The sequence below is a fragment of the Caulobacter sp. GW821-FHT09B08 genome (assembly GCF_059418225.1).
Genome location: NZ_JBWKPL010000004.1, coordinates 203372 through 223498 on the forward strand (window position 1 = coordinate 203372; position 20127 = coordinate 223498).

General features: G+C 68.1%; 22 protein-coding genes and 1 tRNA gene. 15 read left to right on the top strand and 8 right to left on the bottom strand.

Features of this window, described 5'->3' with window-relative positions; genetic code table 11:
- Nucleotides 1-44: 44 nt before the first annotated feature.
- Together AC07OA_RS14315 and AC07OA_RS14320 are read right to left on the bottom strand one after the other, a co-directional pair.
- Nucleotides 45-650 (bottom strand): hypothetical protein, encoded by a 606-nt coding sequence (locus tag AC07OA_RS14315; protein WP_494664484.1) that lies wholly within the window; start codon nt 648-650, stop codon nt 45-47.
- Between the two features lie 131 nt (nt 651-781).
- Nucleotides 782-856: transfer RNA gene (locus AC07OA_RS14320), tRNA-Gly, on the bottom strand.
- A gap of 192 nt (nt 857-1048) precedes the next feature.
- On the opposite strand from AC07OA_RS14320, the gene AC07OA_RS14325 reads away from it, so the two are divergent.
- Nucleotides 1049-1897, top strand: a complete 849-nt coding sequence (locus AC07OA_RS14325) for an SDR family oxidoreductase (RefSeq protein WP_494664659.1) — start codon at nt 1049-1051, stop codon at nt 1895-1897.
- Here AC07OA_RS14325 and AC07OA_RS14330 read toward each other — a convergent pair.
- The 3 genes from AC07OA_RS14330 to AC07OA_RS14340 are packed head-to-tail and all read right to left on the bottom strand — an operon-like array spanning nt 1894 to nt 3381.
- Nucleotides 1894-2178: a type II toxin-antitoxin system RelE/ParE family toxin gene (locus AC07OA_RS14330; RefSeq protein ID WP_494664485.1), complete on the bottom strand. Its 285-nt coding sequence runs from the start codon at nt 2176-2178 to the stop codon at nt 1894-1896. The genes AC07OA_RS14325 and AC07OA_RS14330 overlap by 4 nt on opposite strands.
- A gap of 4 nt (nt 2179-2182) precedes the next feature.
- Entirely contained in the window at nt 2183-2452 is a 270-nt protein-coding gene (locus AC07OA_RS14335) for a CopG family ribbon-helix-helix protein (protein ID WP_494664486.1), read from the bottom strand.
- 56 nt (nt 2453-2508) lie between these two features.
- Complete coding sequence (locus tag AC07OA_RS14340) at nt 2509-3381, bottom strand: alpha/beta hydrolase (RefSeq protein WP_494664487.1); 873 nt, start codon at nt 3379-3381, stop codon at nt 2509-2511.
- Nucleotides 3382-3437: 56 nt separating this feature from the next.
- On the opposite strand from AC07OA_RS14340, the gene AC07OA_RS14345 reads away from it, so the two are divergent.
- Together AC07OA_RS14345 and AC07OA_RS14350 are read left to right on the top strand one after the other, a co-directional pair.
- The gene (locus AC07OA_RS14345) at nt 3438-4604 is read left to right on the top strand and encodes a glycosyltransferase family 4 protein (RefSeq protein ID WP_494664488.1); all 1167 of its coding nucleotides are present in this window, start codon (nt 3438-3440) and stop codon (nt 4602-4604) included.
- Nucleotides 4601-5572: a glycosyltransferase family 9 protein gene (locus tag AC07OA_RS14350; RefSeq protein ID WP_494664489.1), complete on the top strand. Its 972-nt coding sequence runs from the start codon at nt 4601-4603 to the stop codon at nt 5570-5572. Before AC07OA_RS14345 ends, AC07OA_RS14350 begins: the two co-directional genes overlap by 4 nt.
- A gap of 24 nt (nt 5573-5596) precedes the next feature.
- Here the strand turns inward: AC07OA_RS14350 and AC07OA_RS14355 are convergent, their stop codons facing one another.
- From AC07OA_RS14355 to AC07OA_RS14365, 3 genes are all read right to left on the bottom strand, one after another.
- Complete coding sequence (locus AC07OA_RS14355) at nt 5597-6136, bottom strand: hypothetical protein (RefSeq protein WP_494664490.1); 540 nt, start codon at nt 6134-6136, stop codon at nt 5597-5599.
- A gap of 210 nt (nt 6137-6346) precedes the next feature.
- A complete protein-coding gene (locus AC07OA_RS14360; protein WP_494664491.1) occupies nt 6347-6874 on the bottom strand; it encodes a hypothetical protein in 528 nt (175 codons plus the stop codon).
- A gap of 195 nt (nt 6875-7069) precedes the next feature.
- Nucleotides 7070-7681: a YitT family protein gene (locus AC07OA_RS14365; protein WP_494664492.1), complete on the bottom strand. Its 612-nt coding sequence runs from the start codon at nt 7679-7681 to the stop codon at nt 7070-7072.
- Nucleotides 7682-7937: 256 nt separating this feature from the next.
- On the opposite strand from AC07OA_RS14365, the gene infC reads away from it, so the two are divergent.
- The 12 genes from infC to msrA all read left to right on the top strand — a co-directional run bounded on the left by infC (nt 7938) and on the right by msrA (nt 20106).
- A complete protein-coding gene (gene infC / locus AC07OA_RS14370) occupies nt 7938-8459 on the top strand; it encodes a translation initiation factor IF-3 (RefSeq protein ID WP_494664493.1) in 522 nt (173 codons plus the stop codon).
- Between the two features lie 173 nt (nt 8460-8632).
- Nucleotides 8633-10582 (top strand): alpha/beta hydrolase family protein, encoded by a 1950-nt coding sequence (locus tag AC07OA_RS14375; protein WP_494664660.1) that lies wholly within the window; start codon nt 8633-8635, stop codon nt 10580-10582.
- A 92-nt stretch (nt 10583-10674) separates the two neighbouring features.
- Nucleotides 10675-11925: an MFS transporter gene (locus AC07OA_RS14380; RefSeq protein WP_494664494.1), complete on the top strand. Its 1251-nt coding sequence runs from the start codon at nt 10675-10677 to the stop codon at nt 11923-11925.
- Between the two features lie 58 nt (nt 11926-11983).
- Nucleotides 11984-13912 (top strand): S9 family peptidase, encoded by a 1929-nt coding sequence (locus AC07OA_RS14385; protein ID WP_494664495.1) that lies wholly within the window; start codon nt 11984-11986, stop codon nt 13910-13912.
- 161 nt (nt 13913-14073) lie between these two features.
- Nucleotides 14074-14274: a 50S ribosomal protein L35 gene (gene rpmI, locus AC07OA_RS14390; protein ID WP_494664496.1), complete on the top strand. Its 201-nt coding sequence runs from the start codon at nt 14074-14076 to the stop codon at nt 14272-14274.
- Between the two features lie 15 nt (nt 14275-14289).
- Nucleotides 14290-14649 carry a 50S ribosomal protein L20 gene (gene rplT, locus AC07OA_RS14395; RefSeq protein ID WP_494664497.1) on the top strand — a complete coding sequence of 120 codons (360 nt, stop codon included), beginning with the start codon at nt 14290-14292 and terminating at the stop codon, nt 14647-14649.
- Nucleotides 14650-14772: 123 nt separating this feature from the next.
- Nucleotides 14773-15846 carry a phenylalanine--tRNA ligase subunit alpha gene (pheS, locus tag AC07OA_RS14400; RefSeq protein WP_494664498.1) on the top strand — a complete coding sequence of 358 codons (1074 nt, stop codon included), beginning with the start codon at nt 14773-14775 and terminating at the stop codon, nt 15844-15846.
- 56 nt (nt 15847-15902) lie between these two features.
- Nucleotides 15903-18341 carry a phenylalanine--tRNA ligase subunit beta gene (gene pheT, locus AC07OA_RS14405; RefSeq protein ID WP_494664499.1) on the top strand — a complete coding sequence of 813 codons (2439 nt, stop codon included), beginning with the start codon at nt 15903-15905 and terminating at the stop codon, nt 18339-18341.
- 260 nt (nt 18342-18601) lie between these two features.
- A complete protein-coding gene (locus AC07OA_RS14410) occupies nt 18602-18745 on the top strand; it encodes a hypothetical protein (RefSeq protein ID WP_494664500.1) in 144 nt (47 codons plus the stop codon).
- A gap of 118 nt (nt 18746-18863) precedes the next feature.
- The gene (locus tag AC07OA_RS14415) at nt 18864-19160 is read left to right on the top strand and encodes a hypothetical protein (protein ID WP_494664501.1); all 297 of its coding nucleotides are present in this window, start codon (nt 18864-18866) and stop codon (nt 19158-19160) included.
- 56 nt (nt 19161-19216) lie between these two features.
- A complete protein-coding gene (locus AC07OA_RS14420) occupies nt 19217-19432 on the top strand; it encodes a hypothetical protein (RefSeq protein ID WP_494664661.1) in 216 nt (71 codons plus the stop codon).
- Nucleotides 19433-19497: 65 nt separating this feature from the next.
- Entirely contained in the window at nt 19498-20106 is a 609-nt protein-coding gene (gene msrA / locus AC07OA_RS14425) for a peptide-methionine (S)-S-oxide reductase MsrA (RefSeq protein ID WP_494664662.1), read from the top strand.
- Nucleotides 20107-20127: the final 21 nt, after the last annotated feature.

Consider the following 20127-nt stretch of genomic DNA (forward strand, 5'->3'; position numbering starts at 1 on the left):
CTCCCGCGAGGTCGTGCGGGCGTTAGAGCAGGAATCGCGGCGACCTAGAACCGCGTCTTGCAGCCTTGCTTGGCATGGACCCCGCGCAGGAAGCCGCGTCGGGCCAGCCCCGCATCGACGGCGGCGTTCAGGCGGCGGTCGGCGGGGGCCGCGCCGCTCAGCTCGCGCACGATGCCGCGGAACGGGATGATGGCGTTGACCACCGACTTGCCGCCGGCCTCGGCCAGCTTGCCGGCCTTGTTTTCCTTCAGCTCGTTGCCGACCGTATAGTCCTCGCCCAACACCTCGTTCAGACTGGTGACCTCGGTGGCCAGGGCCCTGCAGGTCTTCAGCCCCTTGAGGCTGTAGGGGTCCTCCTGCGCCTTGACCAGGATCGGCGGGATCTTGCGCTTGGTGATGCCGACGTCGCGCACCGGCTGGGTGCCGATCTCGACCGACTTCTTGCGCGCCTCGTCCCAGCCGCTCTCGCCCGGTTGGTCCTTCTCGGGCGTGGTGGACGAGTTGGGCAGGGTGACGGGCTTTTCGGGCTTGTCGTCCTTCTTGATCGGATACTGCGGCTTGACCTGGCCGGCCAGGACCGGGCTCGCGCCCGCCAGAGCCAGGATCATCGCCATCGCCGTCAGGCCCGCGCCGAGATCGGTTCGCGTCATGCCGCTATCCCCCATATCCCGCCCGCGCGGGTGATCACCGATCAGCAACGGCAAGGCCGCGCGACGGGTTCCATGGCCAAGCTACCAAGAGCCCACCGGATGCGTCACGCTTCAATTTTTGGGGAGGAAATTGGAGCGGGCGAAGAGATTCGAACTCTCGACCCCAACCTTGGCAAGGTTGTGCTCTACCACTGAGCTACGCCCGCATCGGAGGGGCCGAAAACAGCGCCCCGCGACGAGGAGGCGGCTTATGGCAGAGCGCCTTGCGGTTGGCAAGCGGTCAGATCGGGGTTGAGGCGCGTCATTGTGGACAATGGTGGTCGCCTCTTGCGCGAACGCTCGTTTTGCCCGCTCATTCGCCCCTTCGTTTCGGGGACTTGAGCGCCTTGCGTCTGTTCGTGTTCGGATTGGGTTATGTCGGCCAGGCCTTCTCAAAGGCCCTGATCGCGCGGGGCTGGAGCGTGGTCGGGACCACGCGCGGCGCCGACAAGGTCGCGGCCCTGAACGCACTGGGCATCGAGACGATCGACGCCGACGACCGCGCGGCCATGACCGCCGCCCTGACCGACGTCAACGCCGTGCTGGTCACCGCCCCGCCCACCGGCGAGGGCTGCCCCGGCCTTGAAGCGGTGATTCCCGCCCTGGCAGCGGCCCAGGCCTTCCCCGACTGGATCGGCTATCTGTCGACCACTGGCGTCTATGGCGACTTCGAGGGCCGCTGGGTGTTCGAAAGCTCGCCGCTCAAGGCCCAGTCGGTCGAGGGCGCCCGCCGCGTGGGGGCCGAGCGCGACTGGCTCCAGGTGGGGCGCGGCATGGGCCTGACGGTGACCGCTTTCCGCCTGCCCGGCATCTACGGCCCCGGCCGCAGCGCGCTCGACCGCCTGCGGGCCGGCGAAGGCCGCCGCATCGTCAAGGAAGGCCAGGTCTTCAGCCGCATCCACCTGGAGGACATCGTCACGGGCCTGTTGGCCTCGCTGGATCGGCCCAAGGCCGGCGGCGTCTACAATCTGGTCGACGACGAGCCCGCCCCGCCGCAGGACGTGATGGAGCACGCCGCCGGCCTGCTGGGCGTGGCCGTGCCGCCCGACCTGCCCTTCAACGAACTGGGCCTGTCGCCCGCCACCCGCCGCTTCTACGCCGAGAACAAGCGCGTCTCGAACGCCCTGGCCAAGGCCGAACTGGGCTGGCGGCCGAAGTACCCGACCTACCGCGAGGGCTTGGCGGCGATCCTGAGGGCGGGCGGTTAGAGGCTTTCCGGCCAGCGTCTAGCGCCGTGGAAAACCCTGAGGATCGCGATCTCGTCCCCGCGAATCTTGTACGCGACGATGAAGGGACCTCCGGGCACCACGAGTTCGCGAGCGCCGCCGCGACGCCCTGGCCGTCCGATGTTGGGGAAGTCTCGAAGCCCCGCGACTGCATTGATGATCCGCTGAACCTGGCCTGCGGCCGCGACAGGTCGATCCTGAGCGATCCACGCCCGAGCAGAAGCAAGATCGCGCTTGGCCGGCTCGGTCCAGACGACGCGCATGCAATCAGTCGCGCGAGGGCGCGGGACGTTCGTTCGGCGTGTCCCAAGAGGCGACCCATTCGGCGATTTCGTCGTGCTCGAAGACACGCCCTTCCTCGGCCGCACGCAGACCTTCGTCGATCGCCGCGTCCTGCCAGTCGCGCAACTCGAGGAAATCGCGCACGGCCTGTTCGACCAGCGCCGTCTTCGGCTGTTCCATGACCTCGGCGACTTCGGACAGACGCCGGTCCAGATCGCTGTCGAGCTCTATGCGGAGAGGAGCGGATTTCGCCATCGGCCTTCTCGAACAAGTCGTGAACATACCATACGACCGACAGCGGAAAAGACCAGCTATTCCTCGTCCGGCCCCAGGTCGGCCGCCGCCCAGGAGACCTCGGCGGGCTGGCCGGCGGCTCGGGCGCGGGCGGCGCGGGCCAGGCGGCGGGCCACGGGATCGTCCTCGATCGGTTCGGCCAGCACTCGCGCCTCGCCCACCGCCGCCAGCAGCCGCTCCAGGTCCTGGGGCCGCGAGAGGCGATGGTCGCCGTCCTTGATCAGGGTGAAGACCACGTCGTCGGAGGTCAGGCTGTTGGCCAGTTCCAGGGCGTGGGTCCAGGGCACGTCGGGATCGGCCCCGCCCTGCAGCACCCGCACCGGCACGTCGATCGGCACGGGCCCCGACAGGATCGACCACCGCGCCCCGTCCTCCAGGAGCTCGCGGGTGATCGCATAGCCGGCGTCGTCGTATTCGGAGGGGCGGATCCAGCGGCCGTCGCGGGCGATGGTGGCCTTGGCCTCGGCCGAGAGCTCGGGCTCCATCAGCTTCTCGGTGAAGTCGGGCGCGGGGGCGATCAGCACCAGGGCCTTGACCCGGTCGGGCCGGGCGATGGCGGCCAGGCACGCCAGCCAGCCGCCCATGGACGAGCCCACCAGCACCAGCGGCCCCTCGGTCAGTTGGTCGATCACCGCCAAGGCGTCCTCGCGCCAGCGGCTGATCGTGCCGTGCTCGAACTCGCCGTCCGACTCGCCGTGGCCGAAATAGTCGAAGCGCAGATAGCCGCCGCCGGTCGCCTGGGCCTGGTCGGCCAGGACCTGGGCCTTGGTCCCCGTCATGTCCGAGTGAAACCCGCCCAGCCAGACAACGGTGGGGCGATTTCCGGTAATCACGCGATACGCCAACCGAAGATTGTCGCCACGATCGAGATATTCGGGGGAATCGGTCATGGCGCGGCCTTGATCCTTTCGATAACTACGACGTCCTAACCTGGTTAGAGCAACGCGTGTCCATCCTTCCCGACGATTTCACCCTCTTGCAGGTGACTCCGGAACTCGAAACCGGCGGCGCAGAGCAGACGACGATCGACGTGGCCCACGGCGTGATCGCCCAGGGCGGCAAGGCCCTGGTCGCCACCAAGGGCGGGCGGATGGCCGCGCGGCTGGAGGCCGACGGCGGGCGCCTGGCCCAGATGCCGGCCCAGTCCAAGAACCCGCTCGTGATGCTGGGCAACGCCGCCCGCCTGATCGACCTGATCCGCCGCGAGAAGGTCAGCCTGGTCCACGCCCGCTCGCGCGCCCCGGCCTTCAGCGCCCTGTGGGCGGCGCACGCCACCAAGGTCCCGTTCATCGCCACCTATCATGGGGTCTACAACGCCAAGTCCAGCCTCAAGCGCTGGTACAACGCGGTGATGACCAAGGGCGACCTGGTGATCGCCAATTCCGAATACACCCGCGCCCATGTCATCGCCGAGCATGGCGTGTCGCCCGACAAGGTGGTGGCCATCCCGCGCGGCGTGGACCTGACGCGCTTCGAGCCCGGCCTGGTCTCGGCCGAGCGGGTCGAGGCCCTGCGCAAGGCCTGGGGCGTGTCGCCCGAAGACCGCCGGCTGAAGGTGCTGCTGGCCGGCCGCCTGACCCGCTGGAAGGGCCAGGCCGTGGTGATCGAGGCGGTGGCCCGGCTCAAGGCCGTCGACGACGTCCGCATCCTGCTGCTGCTGGTCGGCGACGACCAGGGCCGCAAGGCCTATCGCGCCGAGCTGGAGCACATGATCGCCCAGGCCGGGCTGCAGGACAGCGTCAGGCTGGTGGGCCATTGCGACGACATGCCGGCCGCCTATCTGGTCGCCGACCTGGCCATCGCCCCGTCGCTGGAACCCGAGGCCTTCGGCCGTACGGCGGTGGAACCGCAGGTGATGGGCAAGCCGGTGATGGCCGCCGACCACGGCGCGGCGCGCGAGACGGTGGTCGCCGGCGAGACCGGCTGGCTGGTCGCCCCGGGCGACGCCGAGGCCTGGGCCGAAGCCCTCTCCAACGCCTGCGAGGCCGGCGCCGCGCGGCGGCAGGCCATGGGCATGGCCGCGCGGGTGCGCGCTCGTAAATTGTATTCTGTTGACGCGATGGTCGAAGCAACGCTCAAGGTCTACGCACGCGTTCTGGAGACGAAGAGTTGAGCAAGGAAATCAAGAAGGTCCTGGTCATCAAGCTGGGCGCCCTCGGCGATTTCGTTCTGGCCCTGGCGGCGATGAAGAAGATCCGCGAGGCCCACCCGCGCGCCAAGATCACGCTTCTGACCACCCCGCCCTTCGAGGCCCTGGCCAAGCTGTCGCCCTATTTCAACTTCGTCGAGACCGACGGCCGCCCCAGCGACTTCGGCGACCTGACCGCCATGCTGGGCCGCCTGCGCAAGGCGCGCTACGACCGGGTCTACGACCTGCAGACCAACAGCCGCACCGGCTGGTACTTCCAGGCCCTGCGCCCGTTCCCGCCGCAATGGTCGGGCATCGCGGCGGGCTGCTCCCTGCCCCAGCGCGGCAAGGCCCGCTACCACATGCACACCCTGGAGCGGCAGGCCGACCAGCTCAAGCAGGCCGGCATCTGGCCTGACGCCCCCACCGAGCCGGGCGGCGCGCCCGCGCCGGACCTGTCATGGATCCTGCGCCGAACCAAGGAGCCGCGCCCCGTGGCCGGCGCCCCCGCCCCGCGTCCCTATGTGCTGCTGGTGCCCGGCGGCTCGGCCCACCGGCCCGAGAAGCGCTGGCCCACCGAGAGCTACGCCCAGCTCGCCGCCCTGCTAAAGGCGCGGGGCCTGGACATCGTGATCATCGGCGGTCCGCAGGAAAGCGCCATGGCGCGGCAGATCCAGAAGGCCGTGGGCCAGGCCCGCGACCTGACCGGCCGCACCGACTTCGCCCAACTGGCCGTGCTGGGGGCCAAGGCGGCCCTGACCGTCGGCAACGACACCGGCCCCACCCACCTGCTCGCGGCCGCCGGGGCCCCGACCATCGCCCTGTTCTCGGACGCCTCGGACCCGGAACTGTGCGGTCCGCGCGGCCACGTGGCGGTGATCAAGTCGCCGGACCTGAAGGCCCTTCCGGTCAGCACCGTGGCCAGCGCGGCGATCTCTCTGCTGCCGCACTAGCCCTCCGGCGCACCGGAGCGGACGCTATTGCGCGTCCTGCGCCGCCTGGCTGTCCAGGGCCGCCGCCGCCTCGTCGGACACGTCGCCATAGGTCGAGCCGCCCACCGTCACCGAGGCCGGCACGCCGGCCGAGTCGGCCGAATAGGCGCCCGGTCCCGAGGTGTTGGCCGCCGCCATCCGGGTCTTCTCGGTGTCCAGCCAGCTGAAGTACAGCAGCCTCGACGCGGCCTCCTCGGCCACGTTGAACACGCGGGTGGGCCCGTTGGGCGCCGGCGTGGAATAGGCGTTGGTCCGCTGCCCGTCGACCAACAGCTCGCGATAGATCTGGCGCGCCTGCTCGAACCGGCCGGTGCGCTGATAGCCCGTCGCCAGGTTGAAGCGGTTCAGCGGCGTGTTGTGCTTGGCCGTCAGCCGTTTGAAGACGTTGGTGGCGAGCCAGGCCTTGCCGTCGGCCATCAGATTGATGGCGTCGGCTTCCTTTTCCTTCTTGGCGCCGTGGGCGTAGGCCGTCGCGCCCCCCAACACCAGACAGCCGGACAGAATGATGGCGTGAAGTTTCCGCACGTTCGAAGCCCCCCAGGTGATCAAGGTCACAGGCTTCCGACGTGTGAGGACTTGATCAGAACAAAGCCGACGCCGACTTGGCGATTAATGCAATATGATTAACATGAATTAACCATTTTGACAGCGGATATTCGGCAGAGACCTGACGGTATTTACATACCCTTCACGACCAACAATTCTGATCAGTTGCACGCAAGACTTCGATCGATGTCAGGGCGCGGCGCCCTGCATCCCCGCCTGGTCGAGCGCCAGGGCCTGGGCGTCGCTCACCTCGCCTCGTGCCATGCCGCCTTCGACGGCCGAGGCGTTGGCGCCCAGGCTCTCGGCCGAGACCGGCCCGCCGTCCGACGCACGCGCGACCTGCCCCGCCTGATCGGACTTCAGCCAATCGATGTAAGCCAGCCTGGAAGCGGCTTCGTCGGCCAGGTTGAAAGACCGCGAAGGCGCGGCCGGCGTGTCGGGCGTGGCCGTCACGACAGTGAAGCGGCCATTGCGCAGCAGGCCCTGGTAGAGGCCCTGCGCCTGGTCCAGCCGCCCCGTACGCTGATAACCGGTGGCCAGGTTGAACCGGTTGAGCGGCGTGTCATGCCGCTTCAGCTCGGCCTTCATGGCGTTGGTGCCGGCCCATTCGGCGCCCTGGTTCATCAGCTGAACCGCTTCGACCCCGGACATTTCGTTCAGGGGCTTCGCCGGGGCGGCGGTTTCGACCGCCTGGGCATAGGACACAGTGGCGCCCATAGCCGCGCACGCGGCTAGAATAACAGTGTGGATTTTCCGCACGTTCCCGTCCTCCAAAAGATCAAGGACGCAGGTTTCCGACGAGCGAAACCTTGATCAGACCAGGACAGCGCGCAGGTTTGAAATTGGTTTCTAGGTTTTTACTGACGCTTCTGAAAATTACTCGACAAGCTCAAGCTTACTACAGGCCAAGCTTCAGTATCCCTCGTATCGTCCGGGCTTGTGATTGGCGATGATCACCGCGCTGAGCGCGACGGCCGACAGGATCGACAGCAGCAGCTTGTCCCAGCTGATCACCGCGAAAGCCGCGCCCAGGATCACGAAATCGGACGCCATCTGCACCTTGCCGGCGCTGATCCCGCGCTTGTCCTGCAGCCACAGGGCCAGCACCCCGATGCCGCCGACGCTGGACTTGTGCCGAGCCAGGGCCAGGATGCCCATGCCGATGATCGTGCCGCCGAAGATCGCCGCGAAGACGGGATCGACCCCGCCGATCTTCAGCCACGACGGCAGGCCCAGGGCCAGGCCGGCCAGCAGCAGGTTGGTGACCAGGGTCTTGCCGGTGAACGCCCAGCCCATGGTGCGCTGGGCCAGCACGTAGAACGGGATGTTGATCACCAGGAACAGCACCCCGACCGGCCAGTGGGTCAGGTACGAGACGATCAGGGCGATGCCCGCCACCCCGCCGGTCGTGAGGCCGGCCGCCTTCAGCAAAGTCAGCCCCACGGCGATGAAGCTGGAGCCGATCAGCAGGGCGTGAACGTCCTCGATCGGGGTGTGGCGGGGCGCGGAAGGGGTGGTGGACATGGGGACGTGGAACGGATCGCGAGCGGAAATGGGACCAAGCCCGGCCCGGACGTTTCGCTTCCCCGGTCCCTCTTGACGCCCTCGGCCCCAGAAAGGCGGGCCTGTCGTGCGCATGCGCCTTGATAGCGCGGGACTCCTTCGTCATATATCACTTGCGAACGCGGCGTCCCCTGGACTCCGCGCGAACTCATTCAACGCTACCGCTTTAATACACAGCGCCCTTAAACAACACCGGAGCCGCCCTATTCGCCGTCCTATGCAAACGCCGCCCGTCAAGGATGGTCCGCGTATCAACGAAGACATCCGGGTCCCTCGCGTCCTGCTGATCGACCAGAACGGCGAGAAGCAAGGCGAGATGCCGATCTCCGCCGCCCTGGAAGCGGCCGAGGAAGCTGGCCTGGACCTGGTCGAGATCGTTCCGAACGCGAACCCTCCCGTCTGCAAGATCCTGGACTACGGCAAGTTCAAGTTCCAGGAGCAGAAGAAGAAGAACGAGGCCCGCAAGCGGCAGAAGATCGTCGAGCTCAAGGAAATCAAGCTGCGGCCCAACATCGACATTCACGATTACGACGTGAAGGCCAAGGCGATGCACCGCTTCTTCGACGAAGGCGACAAGGTCAAGGTGACCCTGCGCTTCCGCGGTCGTGAAATGGCGCACCCCGAGCTGGGCATGAAGCTGCTGCTGAAGGTCAAGGCCGACTTCGAGGAAGTGGCCAAGGTCGAATACGAGCCGCGCATGGAAGGCCGTCAGATGATCATGATCCTGGCCCCGCGCTAAGGATCGGCCTCCAGCCAGAATGCGAAACGCCCCGACCTCCCGGTTGGGGCGTTTTTCTTTGCCTGCGCGACGCCGTGACGATCGAATTCGCGAACGCAACCCTAGGCCGCAAACAAGCTCGACAGCAGATCGCGCTTTGCTAGATTGGCCGAAGTTTGGGGGGATTACGCGTGTTGAAGACGATTATCGCCACGGCGACGGCGAGCTTCGCCCTGGCCGGGGTTTGCGCCGGAACGGCGTCGGCGGCGGTTCCGCCGCTTTCGGTCTATGGCCGGTTGCCGCACATCGAGCAGGTCGAGATCTCGCCCGACGGCCAGAAGCTGGCGGTGTCGGTCACCGACGGCGAGAAGCGGATGCTGATCATTCGCGGCGCCGAGCAGGGCGGCCAGATCATGGCCGGCGTCAACATGGGCGACACCAAGCTGCGCAGCGTGCAGTGGGCGGGCCTGGACCACGTGCTGATCACCACCTCCACCACCGCCCAGCCCTTCGGCCTGCAGGGGCCCGCGCGCGAATGGTCCATGGGCTTCGACTACGACCTCGTCACCAAGAAGCAGCGCCTGCTGATGGCCGACGAGAAGGACTCGATGAACGTCATCCTGGACACGCCGGAGGTCCGCTTCATCGACGGTCAGGTCTACGCCATCGTCAAGGGCGTGCATTTCGACGAGGGCAAGGGCTCCAGCACCCTCTACAGGATCAACCTGAAGAACGGCGCCACCCGCATGCTGGACGGCAACGGGTCGTACGACACCGACGACTGGCTGGTCTCGAAGGACGGCCAGCCGCTGGCCCAGTCGGTCTACGAGGAGAAGAAGGGTGTCTGGTCGCTGAAGATCCGGGGCGATAGCGGCTGGATGACCGCCGCGCGGGCCGAGGCCAAGATGGGCTCGCGGCGCCTCAGCGGCATGGGCCGAGACGGCCGCTCGGTTCTGGTCTGGACCGAGGACGAGAACGACGAGGATCGCTTCGTCCTCAGCGAGTACGCGCTGGACGGCACCCACGTGCAGATCCCCGACAGCGACAAGTTCGACAGCCTGATCCACTCGTCCGACGGCGCCACCCTGGTCGGGGCCGTCGCCCTGGTCGGCGAGGAGCGCCGCTACACCTTCTTCGATCCCAAGCTGCAGGCCAGCTGGAAGGCCGTCGTGAAAGCCTTCCCCGGCGACCAGGTGTCGCTGGTCTCGTGGTCGGACGACAAGCGCAAGCTGGTGGTGCTGGTCGATTCCCCGACCGCCGGGCCGGCCTATGGCCTGGTCGACCTCGACGGCAAGACGGCCCGCTTCCTGGCCGACGTCTATGACGGCCTGACCGAAGAGGGCGTCGCCGAGGTCCGCCCCATCAAGTACAAGGCCGCCGACGGCCTGGAGATCACGGGCTACCTGACCCTGCCGCACGGCAAGGATCCCAAGAACCTGCCGCTGGTGGTGCTGCCGCACGGCGGCCCCAAGGTCCGCGACGAGCCGGGCTTCGACTATTGGAGCCAGGCCCTGGCCTCGCGCGGCTACGCCGTGCTGCGTCCCAACTATCGCGGGTCGGACGGCTTCGGCTGGGACTTCACCGAGGCGGGCTTTGGCCAATGGGGCAAGGCCATGCAGACCGACCTGTCGGACGGCGTGCGCCACCTGGCCAAGGAAGGGACCATCGACCCCAAGCGCGTCTGCATCGTGGGCGGCAGCTACGGCGGCTACGCGGCCCTGGCCGGCGCCACGCTTGACCGCGGCGTCTATCGCTGCGCCGTCTCGGTGGCCGGCCCCTCCGACCTGCCGCGCATGCTGCTCGACAACAATCTGCGCCAGAACTCCAGCCAGAACTCGACCCTGCGCTTCTGGCTGCGGTTCATGGGCGCCGACGGCGTCAAGGATCCCGACCTGGCCGCGATCTCGCCGGCCCGCCTGGCCGACAAGGCCGACATCCCGATCCTGCTGATCCACGGCAAGGACGACACCCGCGTGCCCTATGTTCAGAGCACCCTGATGGCCGACGCCCTGAAGAAGGCCGGCAAGCCGGCCCAGCTGGTCACCCTGACCGGCGAGGACCACTTCCTGTCGCGCGGCGCCACCCGCCTCCAGATGCTGACCGCCACGGTCGACTTCCTGGAAAAGAACAACCCGCCGAACTAGGAGCGACGCCCGAGCGTTATCTGGCGATCGCGATCTGAAATTTCAGATAGCGGTCGCCTTGACGCGCGTTCAGGCGTAAACCGCCCGCCCTGATGAGTACGCCCGCCGCCACCCCCGTTTCGATCGCCCAGACCACGCCCGGCGCCAGTCCGCGCGCGCTCTACGTCCTGCTGCTGGTGGTGTTCATCAACCTGGTGGGCTTCGGGCTGGTGATCCCGCTTCTGCCGTTCTACGCCAAGTCGCTGAACGCCAGCCCCTGGCAGGTGACGGCGATGTTCTCGGCCTATTCGCTGGGCCAGTTCCTGGCCGAGCCGTTCTGGGGGCGGCTGAGCGACCGGATCGGCCGGCGGCCGGTGCTGATCGTCACCATCCTGGCCAACACCCTGTCGTACGTGGCCCTGGCCTTCGCGCCCAACATGCTGTGGGCCTTCGCCGTCCGCCTGTTCAGCGGCTGCGCCACCGGCAACATCTCGACCATCCAGGGCTACATGGCCGACGTCACCCCGCCCGAGAAGCGGGCCGGACGCATGGGCCTGCTGGGCGCGGCGTTCGGCATGGGCTTCGTGGTGGGCCCCACCCTGGGCGGGCTGCTGCCGAGCCTGGCCAAGCTGTTCGGCCATTCCGACACCGGGCGCCTGGCCTTCCAGATCCCGCTGCTGACCGCCGCCGCCCTGGCCGCGACAGCCTCGCTGGGCGTCTTCCTGTTCGTGGTCGAGAGCCGCGCCCCCAGCCACAAGGACGCCCCGGTGATCCGCCGCCGCGACCACCTGAAGGCCGCCACGGCCCACCCGGTGCTGTCGCGCGTGCTGCTGGTGACCCTGATCTCCACCGCCGCCTTCGCGGGGATGGAGTCGGTCTTCGGCCTGTGGAGCCAGGCGCGCTTCGACTGGGGTCCCCGCCAGGTCGGGCTGTGCTTCGCCGTGATCGGCGTGATCGCCTCGGTCGGCCAGGGCCTGATCACCGGCCGCCTGGCCCGGCGGTTCGGCGAGGCCAAGGTGCTGACCGCGGGCCTGGCGATCATCGCCGCCAGCCTGACCCTGACCCCGTTCGTCCCGACCAGCGCCTTCGTGCCGCTGGCCGTGGGCTGCACCGCGTTCGGCCAGTCGCTGGTCTTCCCGTGCATCGCCGCCCTGATCTCGCGCGCCACCCCGCCCGACAAGCAGGGCGCCATGCTGGGGCTGAACGCCGCCGCCGGCTCTCTGGCCCGGATGAGCGGCCCGATGCTGGCCGGCCCTCTGTTCGGCCTGGCCATCGGCGGCCCGTTCTGGCTGGGCGGCCTCCTGATGCTGCCCGCCCTCGCCTTCGCCCTGACCATCGAAAGCCGGGTCAAGGCCGCCGCCTGACGCTGGACAACACCGCCGAGCGCGCGCTAACCCGACAATGTAGAGTTGGGGAACCGTCATGTTCAAATACCTGCTGGGAGCGAGCCTCGCGGCCGTGCTCGGCGCCACCGCCGTCCAGGCCGCGCCGATCGAGGCCTATGGCCGCCTGCCCGCCATGGAGGACGTCGAGATCTCGGCCGACGGCCTGAAGATCGCCTATATCGTCAACGGCGGCGGCCTCAGCCGCGTGGTCGTCCAGGGCCTGGACGGTGCGGTCATCCAGGTCCTGGACCTGGGCGCCCAGAAGGTGCGCGGCGTGACCTGGGCCGACAACGGCCATGTCATCGTCATGGTCTCGCAGACCACCGGCATCGACGGCATCGCCCTGGTCGGCGAGTTCTTCCAATCCCTCAGCCTGAACATCCAGACCGGCAAGAGCGTGCAGCTGCCCAGCGGCGTCGCGGACTCGGTGCTGAACGTCATGTGGGACGCCCCGATGGGCGGCGCCTTCGGCGGCAAGCCGGTGATCTGGGCCAGTCTGTATGCGACCGTCGCCAACAGCTATCAGAGCGATTCCGGACATCTGGACTTCTATCGCATCGATCCGGACACCGGTCAGGCGCGCCTGCAACAGACCGGCGACTCCGAGACCCGCAACTATCTGGCCCAGTCGGACGGCACGATCCTAGCCCGCGAGAAGTACCGCTCCAAGGACGGTCGCTGGCGTCTGGAACTGCGTGACGGCGGCTGGAAGGAGGCCTACGCCACCAACGCCTTGATCGACACGCCGGACCTTGTCGGCCAGTCCCTGGACGGCTCGTCGGTCATCCTCAACATCTGGGATGAGAAAAAGCAGATGTGGCGACTGGCCCCGATCAACCGGGCCGACGGCAAGATGGGCGAGACGTTCGGTCCGGAACGGCCGTACGGCACGGTGACCGACAACGACCAGCACCTGATCGGCTACGGCTACAACGACGTCTATCGCGAGTATGAGTTCCTCGAACCACGCCTGAAGGCCGCCTGGCCCAAGGTCCGTCAGGTGTTCGCGGGCCGTCAGGTGCGACTGACCTCGTTCACGCCCGACTACGCCAAGCTGGTGGTCTATGCCGAAGGCACCGGCGAGCCGGGCGGCTACTATCTGGTCGATCTGGGAGCGGGCAAGATCAAGCGGATCGGCGCGGCCTATCCGGGCCTGACCGGCGCCGACATCGCCCAGGTGCAGGCCATCAAGTACAAGGCCGCCGACGGCCTGGAACTGAACGGCTACCTGACCCTGCCCAACGGCAAGGCCCCCAAGAACCTGCCGCTGATCGTGCTGCCGCACGGCGGGCCGCAGTCGCGCGACACCGCCGGCTTCGACTATTGGTCCCAGATCTTGGCCTCGCGCGGCTACGCGGTGCTGCAGGTGAACTTCCGAGGCTCATCGGGCTACGGCCAGGACTTCATCGAGAAGGCCTACGGCGAATGGGGCGCGAAGATGCAGACCGACCTGTCGGACGGCGTGCGCTACCTGGCCAAGGCGGGCACGATCGACCCCAAGCGCGTCTGCATCGCTGGCGGCAGCTACGGCGGCTACGCGGCCCTGGCCGGCATCACCCTGGACAAGGGCGTCTATCGCTGCGCGGTCGCCGTGGCCGGCGTCTCGGATATGGGCAAGATGCTGGACTGGGAGATCAGCCGAAAGGGCGCGGAGAGCACCACCGTCCGCTACTGGAAGCGCTACATGGGCGCGGACCGGGCTTCGGATCCCAAGCTGGCCGCGCGCTCGCCGGCCAACGCCGCCGACAAGGCCGACGGCCCCGTCCTGCTGATCCACGGCAAGGACGACACGGTGGTCACCTACAGCCAGAGCGTCGATATGCGCAACGCCCTGGAGCGGGCCCACAAGCCGGTGGAGTTCGTCACCCTGAAGGCCGAGGACCACTGGCTGTCGCGCGAAGCCACCCGTGTGCAAGCCATGAGCGCGATGGTCACCTTCCTCGAGAAGAACAACCCGCCGAACTGACGCGGACCACGACGAAACGAGGGCGGCGGAGACGGTGCTTGCCATCTTCGCCCCTTTCCCGTATCAACCCCGCCTTTCCGGAACCGCCTGGCCAGTTTGGCATGCCATGGCGGTTCGTCATGCTATCCAGAGGACGGGGCCGTTAAACGCTCCGACGCGAAATGCCTAAGTTGAAGACCAAGTCGGGCGCTAAGAAGCGCTTCAAGATCACCGCCACGGGCAAGCTGAAGGCCGGCGTCGCCGGCAAGCGCCACCGCCTGATCGGCCACAGCGGCAAGTACATCCGCCAAAACCGCGGAACGAAGGTCATGAGCGAATCCGACGCCAAGATCATCCGTACCTACCTGCCCTACGGCCTTTAAGAGGAGCGCTGACACATGGCTCGCGTTAAACGTGGCGTCGTTGCTCACGCCAAGCACAAGAAGGTTCTGGAACAGGCGAAGGGCTTCTACGGCCGTCGCAAGAACACCATCCGGACCGCCAAGGCCGCCGTCGACAAGGCCGGTCAATACGCCTACCGCGACCGCAAGGTGCGCAAGCGCGCCTTCCGTTCGCTGTGGATCCAGCGCATCAACGCCGGCGCTCGCGTCGAAGGCTTCACCTACTCGCAATTTATCCACGGCCTGGACGTGGCGGGTATCGTGATGGACCGTAAGGTCCTCGCCGACATCGCCGGCGCCGATCCGGTCGCGTTCAAGGCCATCGCCGACAAGGTCCGCGCCGCCCTGGCCGCTTAAGGTCTATTTTCGGGTCCCTGATCCGAAGCTCGATCTGAAGAGCCCTCCGGTGCGAACCGGAGGGCTTTTTGCTGCGCGCTCCCCTACTCCCCGTCCCACGAATGCTCTAGACGGAACCCCGTCATGACCGATCTCACCATTCTCGAAGCCGACGTGCTGGCCCAGGTGGCCGCCGCCGGCGATCTCGCCGCCCTCGACGCCGTGCGCGTTTCCGCCCTGGGCAAGACCGGCTCGATCTCGGGCCTGCTCAAGACCCTGGGCGCCATGAGCCCGGAAGAGCGCAAGGAACGCGGCGCGGCCATCAACGTGCTGCGCGACCGCGTGCAGACGGCGCTGAACGACAAGAAGGCCGCGCTGGAAACCGCCGCCCTCGACGCGCGCCTGGCCAGCGAGACCCTGGACCTGACCCTGCCGGCCCCGCACCGCCGTCGCGGCAGCGTCCACCCCACCATGCAGACCATGGACGAGGTGATCGCCATCTTCGCCGAGATGGGCTTCGCCGTGGCCGAAGGTCCCGACATCGAGGACGACTTCCACAACTTCACGGCCCTGAACTTCCCGCCCAAGCACCCGGCGCGGGAGATGCACGACACCTTCTTCTTCAACACCAAGGAAGACGGCGAGCGCATGCTGCTGCGCACCCACACCAGCCCCGTGCAGGTGCGGACCATGGTGAGCACGAGCCCGCCCATCCGCATCATCGCGCCGGGCCGCACCTATCGCGTGGACAACGACGCCACCCACACCCCGGTGTTCCACCAGGTCGAGGGCCTGGTGATCGACAAGGGCATCCACATGGGCCACCTGAAGTGGACCCTGGAGACCTTCCTGGCCCGGTTCTTCGAGACCGACGCGGTCACCACCCAGTTCCGCCCGCACCACTTCCCGTTCACCGAGCCCTCGGCCGAGATGGACGTTCAGTGCGACCGCAGCGGCGGCGAGATCAAGATCGGCCAGGGCACCTCGTGGCTCGAGATCCTGGGCTGCGGCATGGTCCATCCGAACGTGCTGCGCGCCTGCGGCATCGATCCGGACGAGTACCAGGGCTTCGCCTTCGGCATGGGCGTCGACCGGCTGGGGATGCTGAAATACGGCATGCCCGACCTGCGCGACATGTGGGCGTCCGACGTCCGCTGGCTGAGCCACTACGGCTTTTCCGCCTTCGCCGCGCCGAACGCGGCCAGCGGCCTGAGCTGAAGAAACCCTGACCTTTCCACCAGCTCCCGCCGGGCGGGAGTTTGGAGACCGAACCGATGAAGTTCACCCTGTCCTGGCTGAAGGACCACCTCGACACCGAGGCCTCCGCCACCACCGTCGTCTCGGCCATGACCATGGCCGGACTCGAGGTCGAGCACGTCACCGATCCGGCGTCGAAGCTGGCCGCCTTCACCGTGGCCAAGATCGTCGAGGCCGTGCAGCACCCCAACGCCGACCGCCTGCGGGTCTGCCAGGTCGACACCGTCGACGGCCGCAAGGAGATCGTCTGCGGCGCGCCCAACGCCCGCGCGGGCCTGACCACCGTCTACGCCCCCATCGGCGCCTATGTGCCAGGCCTTGGCGTGACCCTGGTCGAGAAGCCGGTGCGCGGCGTGGTCTCCAACGGCATGCTGTGCTCGGGCTCGGAGCTCGAGGCCGACGACGGCTCCGAGGGCATCCTGGAACTGTCCGACGACCTGGCCGTCGGGACGCCCGCCGCCACGGCCCTGAGCCTGGAAGCCGTCATCGATTTCGAAGTGACCCCCAATCGCCCCGACTGGCTGGGCGTGGCCGGCATCGCCCGCGACCTCGCCGCCGCTGGCGTAGGCACGCTGAAGGACCTGTCGATCGCGCCGGTGCCGGGAACCTTCCCCTGCCCGATCAAGATCAAGGTCGATGGCGACGCCTGCCCGGTGTTCGCCGGCCGCCTGATCAAGGGCGTCAAGAACGGCCCCTCGCCCAAGTGGCTGCAGGATCGCCTGAAGGCCATCGGCCTGCGTCCGATCAACGCCCTGGTCGATGTGACCAACCTGATCAGCTACGACCGCGCCCGGCCGCTGCACGTCTATGACGCCGCCAAGCTGGTGGGCGACACCATCGAGGCGCGCCTGGGCCATCACGGCGTGCATGGCGACGAGCACCTGATCGCGCTGGACGGCAAGACCTACGAGCTGACGCCCGAGATGAGCGTGATCTCCGACGCCGCCGGCGAGCGGCCCATCGGCCTGGGCGGCGTGATGGGCGGCGAGAGCACCGGCTGCTCGGACGACACCGTCGACGTCTTCGTGGAATGCGCCTGGTTCGAGCCGATCCGCATCGCCCAGACCGGCCGCGCCACCGGCATCGCCAGCGACGCTCAGTACCGCTTCGCCCGCACGGTCGACACCGGCTCGGTCGTGCCCGGCCTGGAGCTGGCCACCAAGCTGATCCTGGAGCTCTGCGGTGGCGAGCCGTCGGAGATCGTCGTGGCCGGCGAGGCCCCGGCCGCGCCCGGTCCGATCCTGTTCGACCCGGCCTATGTGGGCCAACTGTCGGGCCTGGAGATCGCGCCCGAGCGCAGCTTGAAGATCCTGACCGATCTGGGCTTCGTCATCGAGCCGCCCAAGGACGTCTCGGCCGCCGCCTTCGCCACCGACGCCGCCAGCCTGGTCTGCGTGACCCCGCCCACCTTCCGCCGCGACGTGGAAGGCAAGGCCGACCTGGTGGAAGAAGTGGCCCGCATCGCCGGCTATGGCGAGCTGCCCTCGACGGCCCTGCCGGAGGTTCCGCGCGCCGTCGGCGGCGTGCTGACCGCCAAGCAGGCCCGCGCCCGCGTCGCCCGCCGCGCCCTGGCCGCCGCCGGCTACGCCGAGGCCCTGACCTACAGCTTCACCAGCCGCAAGACGGCCGAGCTGTTCGGCGGCGGCGCGGCCGAGTTGCTGCTGGCCAATCCCATCGCCTCGGAGCTGGACTGTATGCGTCCGTCGCTGCTGCCCAACCTGATCGACGCGGCCGGCCGCAACGCCCGCCAGGGCTTCGCTGACGTGGCCTTCTTCGAGGTCGGCCCCGTGTTCCACGGCGACCGCCCGCAGGACCAGAAGACCGTCATCGCCGGCATCCTGGCCCCGCGCGCGCCGCGCGGCTGGGACAAGGCTCCGGCCGAGAACCTGTTCACGGTGAAGGCCGACCTGACGGCCCTGCTGGAGGAGATCGGCGCGCCGGTCGACAAGCTGCAGACCGCTCAGGGCGACGCTTCGTCCTGGTGGCATCCGGGCCGCTCGGCGCGCCTGCAGCTGGGCCCGAAGGCGGTGCTGGCCGAGTTCGGCGAACTGCACCCGGCGGTGCTGAAGGCTCTGGACGTGGCCGGTCCGGTCTACGGCTTCGAGATCACCCTGGAAGCCGTGCCCGAGCCGAAGAAGAAGGCCATCAAGTCGCGTCCGGCCTTCTCGCCCTCGCCGCTGATGCCGCTGACCCGCGACTTCGCCTTCGTGGCCGACAAGGCCAAGGCGGCGGGCGACCTGGTGCGCGCGGCGGCCGGCGCCGACAAGGCCCTGATCGCCGCGGTGCGGGTGTTCGACGTCTACGAGGGCCCCGGCGTGCCGGACGGTTCCAAGTCGATCGCGCTCGAGGTGGTGATCCAACCGCGCGACAAGACCCTGACCGAAGCCGAGATCGAGGCCCTGTCGGCCAAGATCGTCGCGGCGGTCGAGAAGGCGGGCGGGAAGCTGCGGGGCTAGTCGCGCACCGACTTGCCCCCACCTGACCGCTTCGCGGTCTGTCCGCCCCCGTAGGGGGCGGAGGACGCCCGCTCTTAAGTCCTCTTCCCCCTCTGGGGGAAGGAGGGCCGAAGGCCCGAAGGGGGCAAGTGTTCGCCGTCGAAGCGCCGCCGCATAAAACTTGCGCAATCCGCGCCAAACGTCACACCCGCGCGGCAAGACCTTGCGCTAGCGTTACGCCCACGCTAACTGTGTAATCGCACACGGAGTTTCGCCGCCACATGCTCTCGCAGCTGGCCATGAACGTTCTGATCGCCACCGGCCTCACCGCCGGCGTCGCGATCATGTGCGCGCGCAATATTATGATGCAGGCCAAGATTAAAACCGTTCGTGTGCGAACGGGGCAGCACAGGCGCGCGGACTAGACCCGCAAAAACGCCGAAGATCGCAAGATCCGCAAAGCCCCGCTTCCCACAAGGAGCGGGGTTTTTGCTGTGCGGTCATCGGTCCTTCCCTTCACATCCAAGGAACCGAGAACCACCCATGAGCTACCTGCCTTCCCCACCCGCCTTCCACTCCGACCATGAAGGCGTCACCGTCCACCAGTTGCTGCTGGCCGCCCAGGACGCCCCCTCGGCCCTGGAAGCCGTCCGCGCCGGCCTGGCCGACAGCGGCGCGGAGCTGTGCGCCCTGTCGATGAAGCCCGTCGGCCAGATCGTCGAAGGCTCCCTGCGTGTGCGCCACCTCAGCGACCAGGCCGCCCGCCTGCTGGCCCGCGACCTGGCCGCCTGGCCCGGCGTCACCTCGGCCAGCGTCGAGCATCAGTGGGTGCGGCCTTGAGTCCGGACCTCAAACCTCCAAAGGACGAAGATGCGGACAAACGCCGCCTCTTCTTGGTGATCGCCGACGACACGCCCGACGCCCTGATGCGGGTGTTGGGCGTGGCCAATGTCCAGCAGACCCGCCTGCGCGCCCTGACCGCCCAGCCGGACGGCGCGGGCCTAAGCATCCGGCTGGAGCTGGACGACCAGGGCGACGAGCGCGCCCAGATCCTGGCCGCCCGCCTGTCGGCCTGCCCGTCGGTGCGCGGCGTCGGGTTCGGCTGGCGATAGGGGATGTAACCTTTGGCCGGTCCGATCCGTATCTAGGGGTATCCCTCCTTCGGAGACCTTCGATGATCCGCCGCCTTCTCGTCCTGATCGCCAGCTTCGCCGCCATCGTCCTGCCCGCCGACGTGCTGGCCGCATCCAAGGTTTCTGGCAAGCCCGTCGCCACCCAGACCGCCGTCTTCGCCGGCGGCTGCTTCTGGTGCATGGAGCACGACATGGGCGGCATTCCCGGCGTGCTGAAGGTGGAGAGCGGCTATACCGGCGGCCACGTGAACCGGCCCACCTATCGCGACGTGACCAGCGAGACCTCGGGCCACTACGAGTCCGTCCGCGTCACCTACGACCCGGCCAGGCTCGACTACGCCTTCCTGCTCTACAAGTACTGGAAGCTGGTCGACCCCACCGACGACGGCGGCCAGTTCTGCGACCGCGGCCCGTCCTATCGCCCCGCCGTCTTCGTCACCCCGGCCCAGCGCCCCATCGCCGAGAAGTCCCGCGCCGAGGCCGCCAAGCGCCTGAAGAGCGGCACGATGAAGACCCAGATCCTGGACCTGAAGACCTTCTGGCCGGCCGAGGCCTATCACCGCGACTACGCCAAGAACCATTCGATCGACTACAACATCTACCGCGTCGGCTGCGGCCGCGACGGGCGGCTGAAGCAGGTGTGGGGCGGGTGACGGCCTCCACTCAAGGTGGCG

Bases quoted from the DNA above. Each gene is read 5' to 3' on its own strand.
- AC07OA_RS14315 (WP_494664484.1), bottom strand. From the start codon at position 650: ATGACGCGAACCGATCTCGGCGCGGGCCTGACGGCGATGGCGATGATC.
- AC07OA_RS14330 (WP_494664485.1), bottom strand. From the start codon at position 2,178: ATGCGCGTCGTCTGGACCGAGCCGGCCAAGCGCGATCTTGCTTCTGCT.
- AC07OA_RS14335 (WP_494664486.1), bottom strand. From the start codon at position 2,452: ATGGCGAAATCCGCTCCTCTCCGCATAGAGCTCGACAGCGATCTGGAC.
- AC07OA_RS14340 (WP_494664487.1), bottom strand. From the start codon at position 3,381: ATGACCGATTCCCCCGAATATCTCGATCGTGGCGACAATCTTCGGTTG.
- AC07OA_RS14360 (WP_494664491.1), bottom strand. From the start codon at position 6,874: ATGGGCGCCACTGTGTCCTATGCCCAGGCGGTCGAAACCGCCGCCCCG.
- AC07OA_RS14365 (WP_494664492.1), bottom strand. From the start codon at position 7,681: ATGTCCACCACCCCTTCCGCGCCCCGCCACACCCCGATCGAGGACGTT.
- infC (WP_494664493.1), top strand. From the start codon at position 7,938: ATGCAAACGCCGCCCGTCAAGGATGGTCCGCGTATCAACGAAGACATC.
- AC07OA_RS14380 (WP_494664494.1), top strand. From the start codon at position 10,675: ATGAGTACGCCCGCCGCCACCCCCGTTTCGATCGCCCAGACCACGCCC.
- AC07OA_RS14385 (WP_494664495.1), top strand. From the start codon at position 11,984: ATGTTCAAATACCTGCTGGGAGCGAGCCTCGCGGCCGTGCTCGGCGCC.
- rpmI (WP_494664496.1), top strand. From the start codon at position 14,074: ATGCCTAAGTTGAAGACCAAGTCGGGCGCTAAGAAGCGCTTCAAGATC.
- rplT (WP_494664497.1), top strand. From the start codon at position 14,290: ATGGCTCGCGTTAAACGTGGCGTCGTTGCTCACGCCAAGCACAAGAAG.
- pheS (WP_494664498.1), top strand. From the start codon at position 14,773: ATGACCGATCTCACCATTCTCGAAGCCGACGTGCTGGCCCAGGTGGCC.
- pheT (WP_494664499.1), top strand. From the start codon at position 15,903: ATGAAGTTCACCCTGTCCTGGCTGAAGGACCACCTCGACACCGAGGCC.
- AC07OA_RS14410 (WP_494664500.1), top strand. From the start codon at position 18,602: ATGCTCTCGCAGCTGGCCATGAACGTTCTGATCGCCACCGGCCTCACC.
- AC07OA_RS14415 (WP_494664501.1), top strand. From the start codon at position 18,864: ATGAGCTACCTGCCTTCCCCACCCGCCTTCCACTCCGACCATGAAGGC.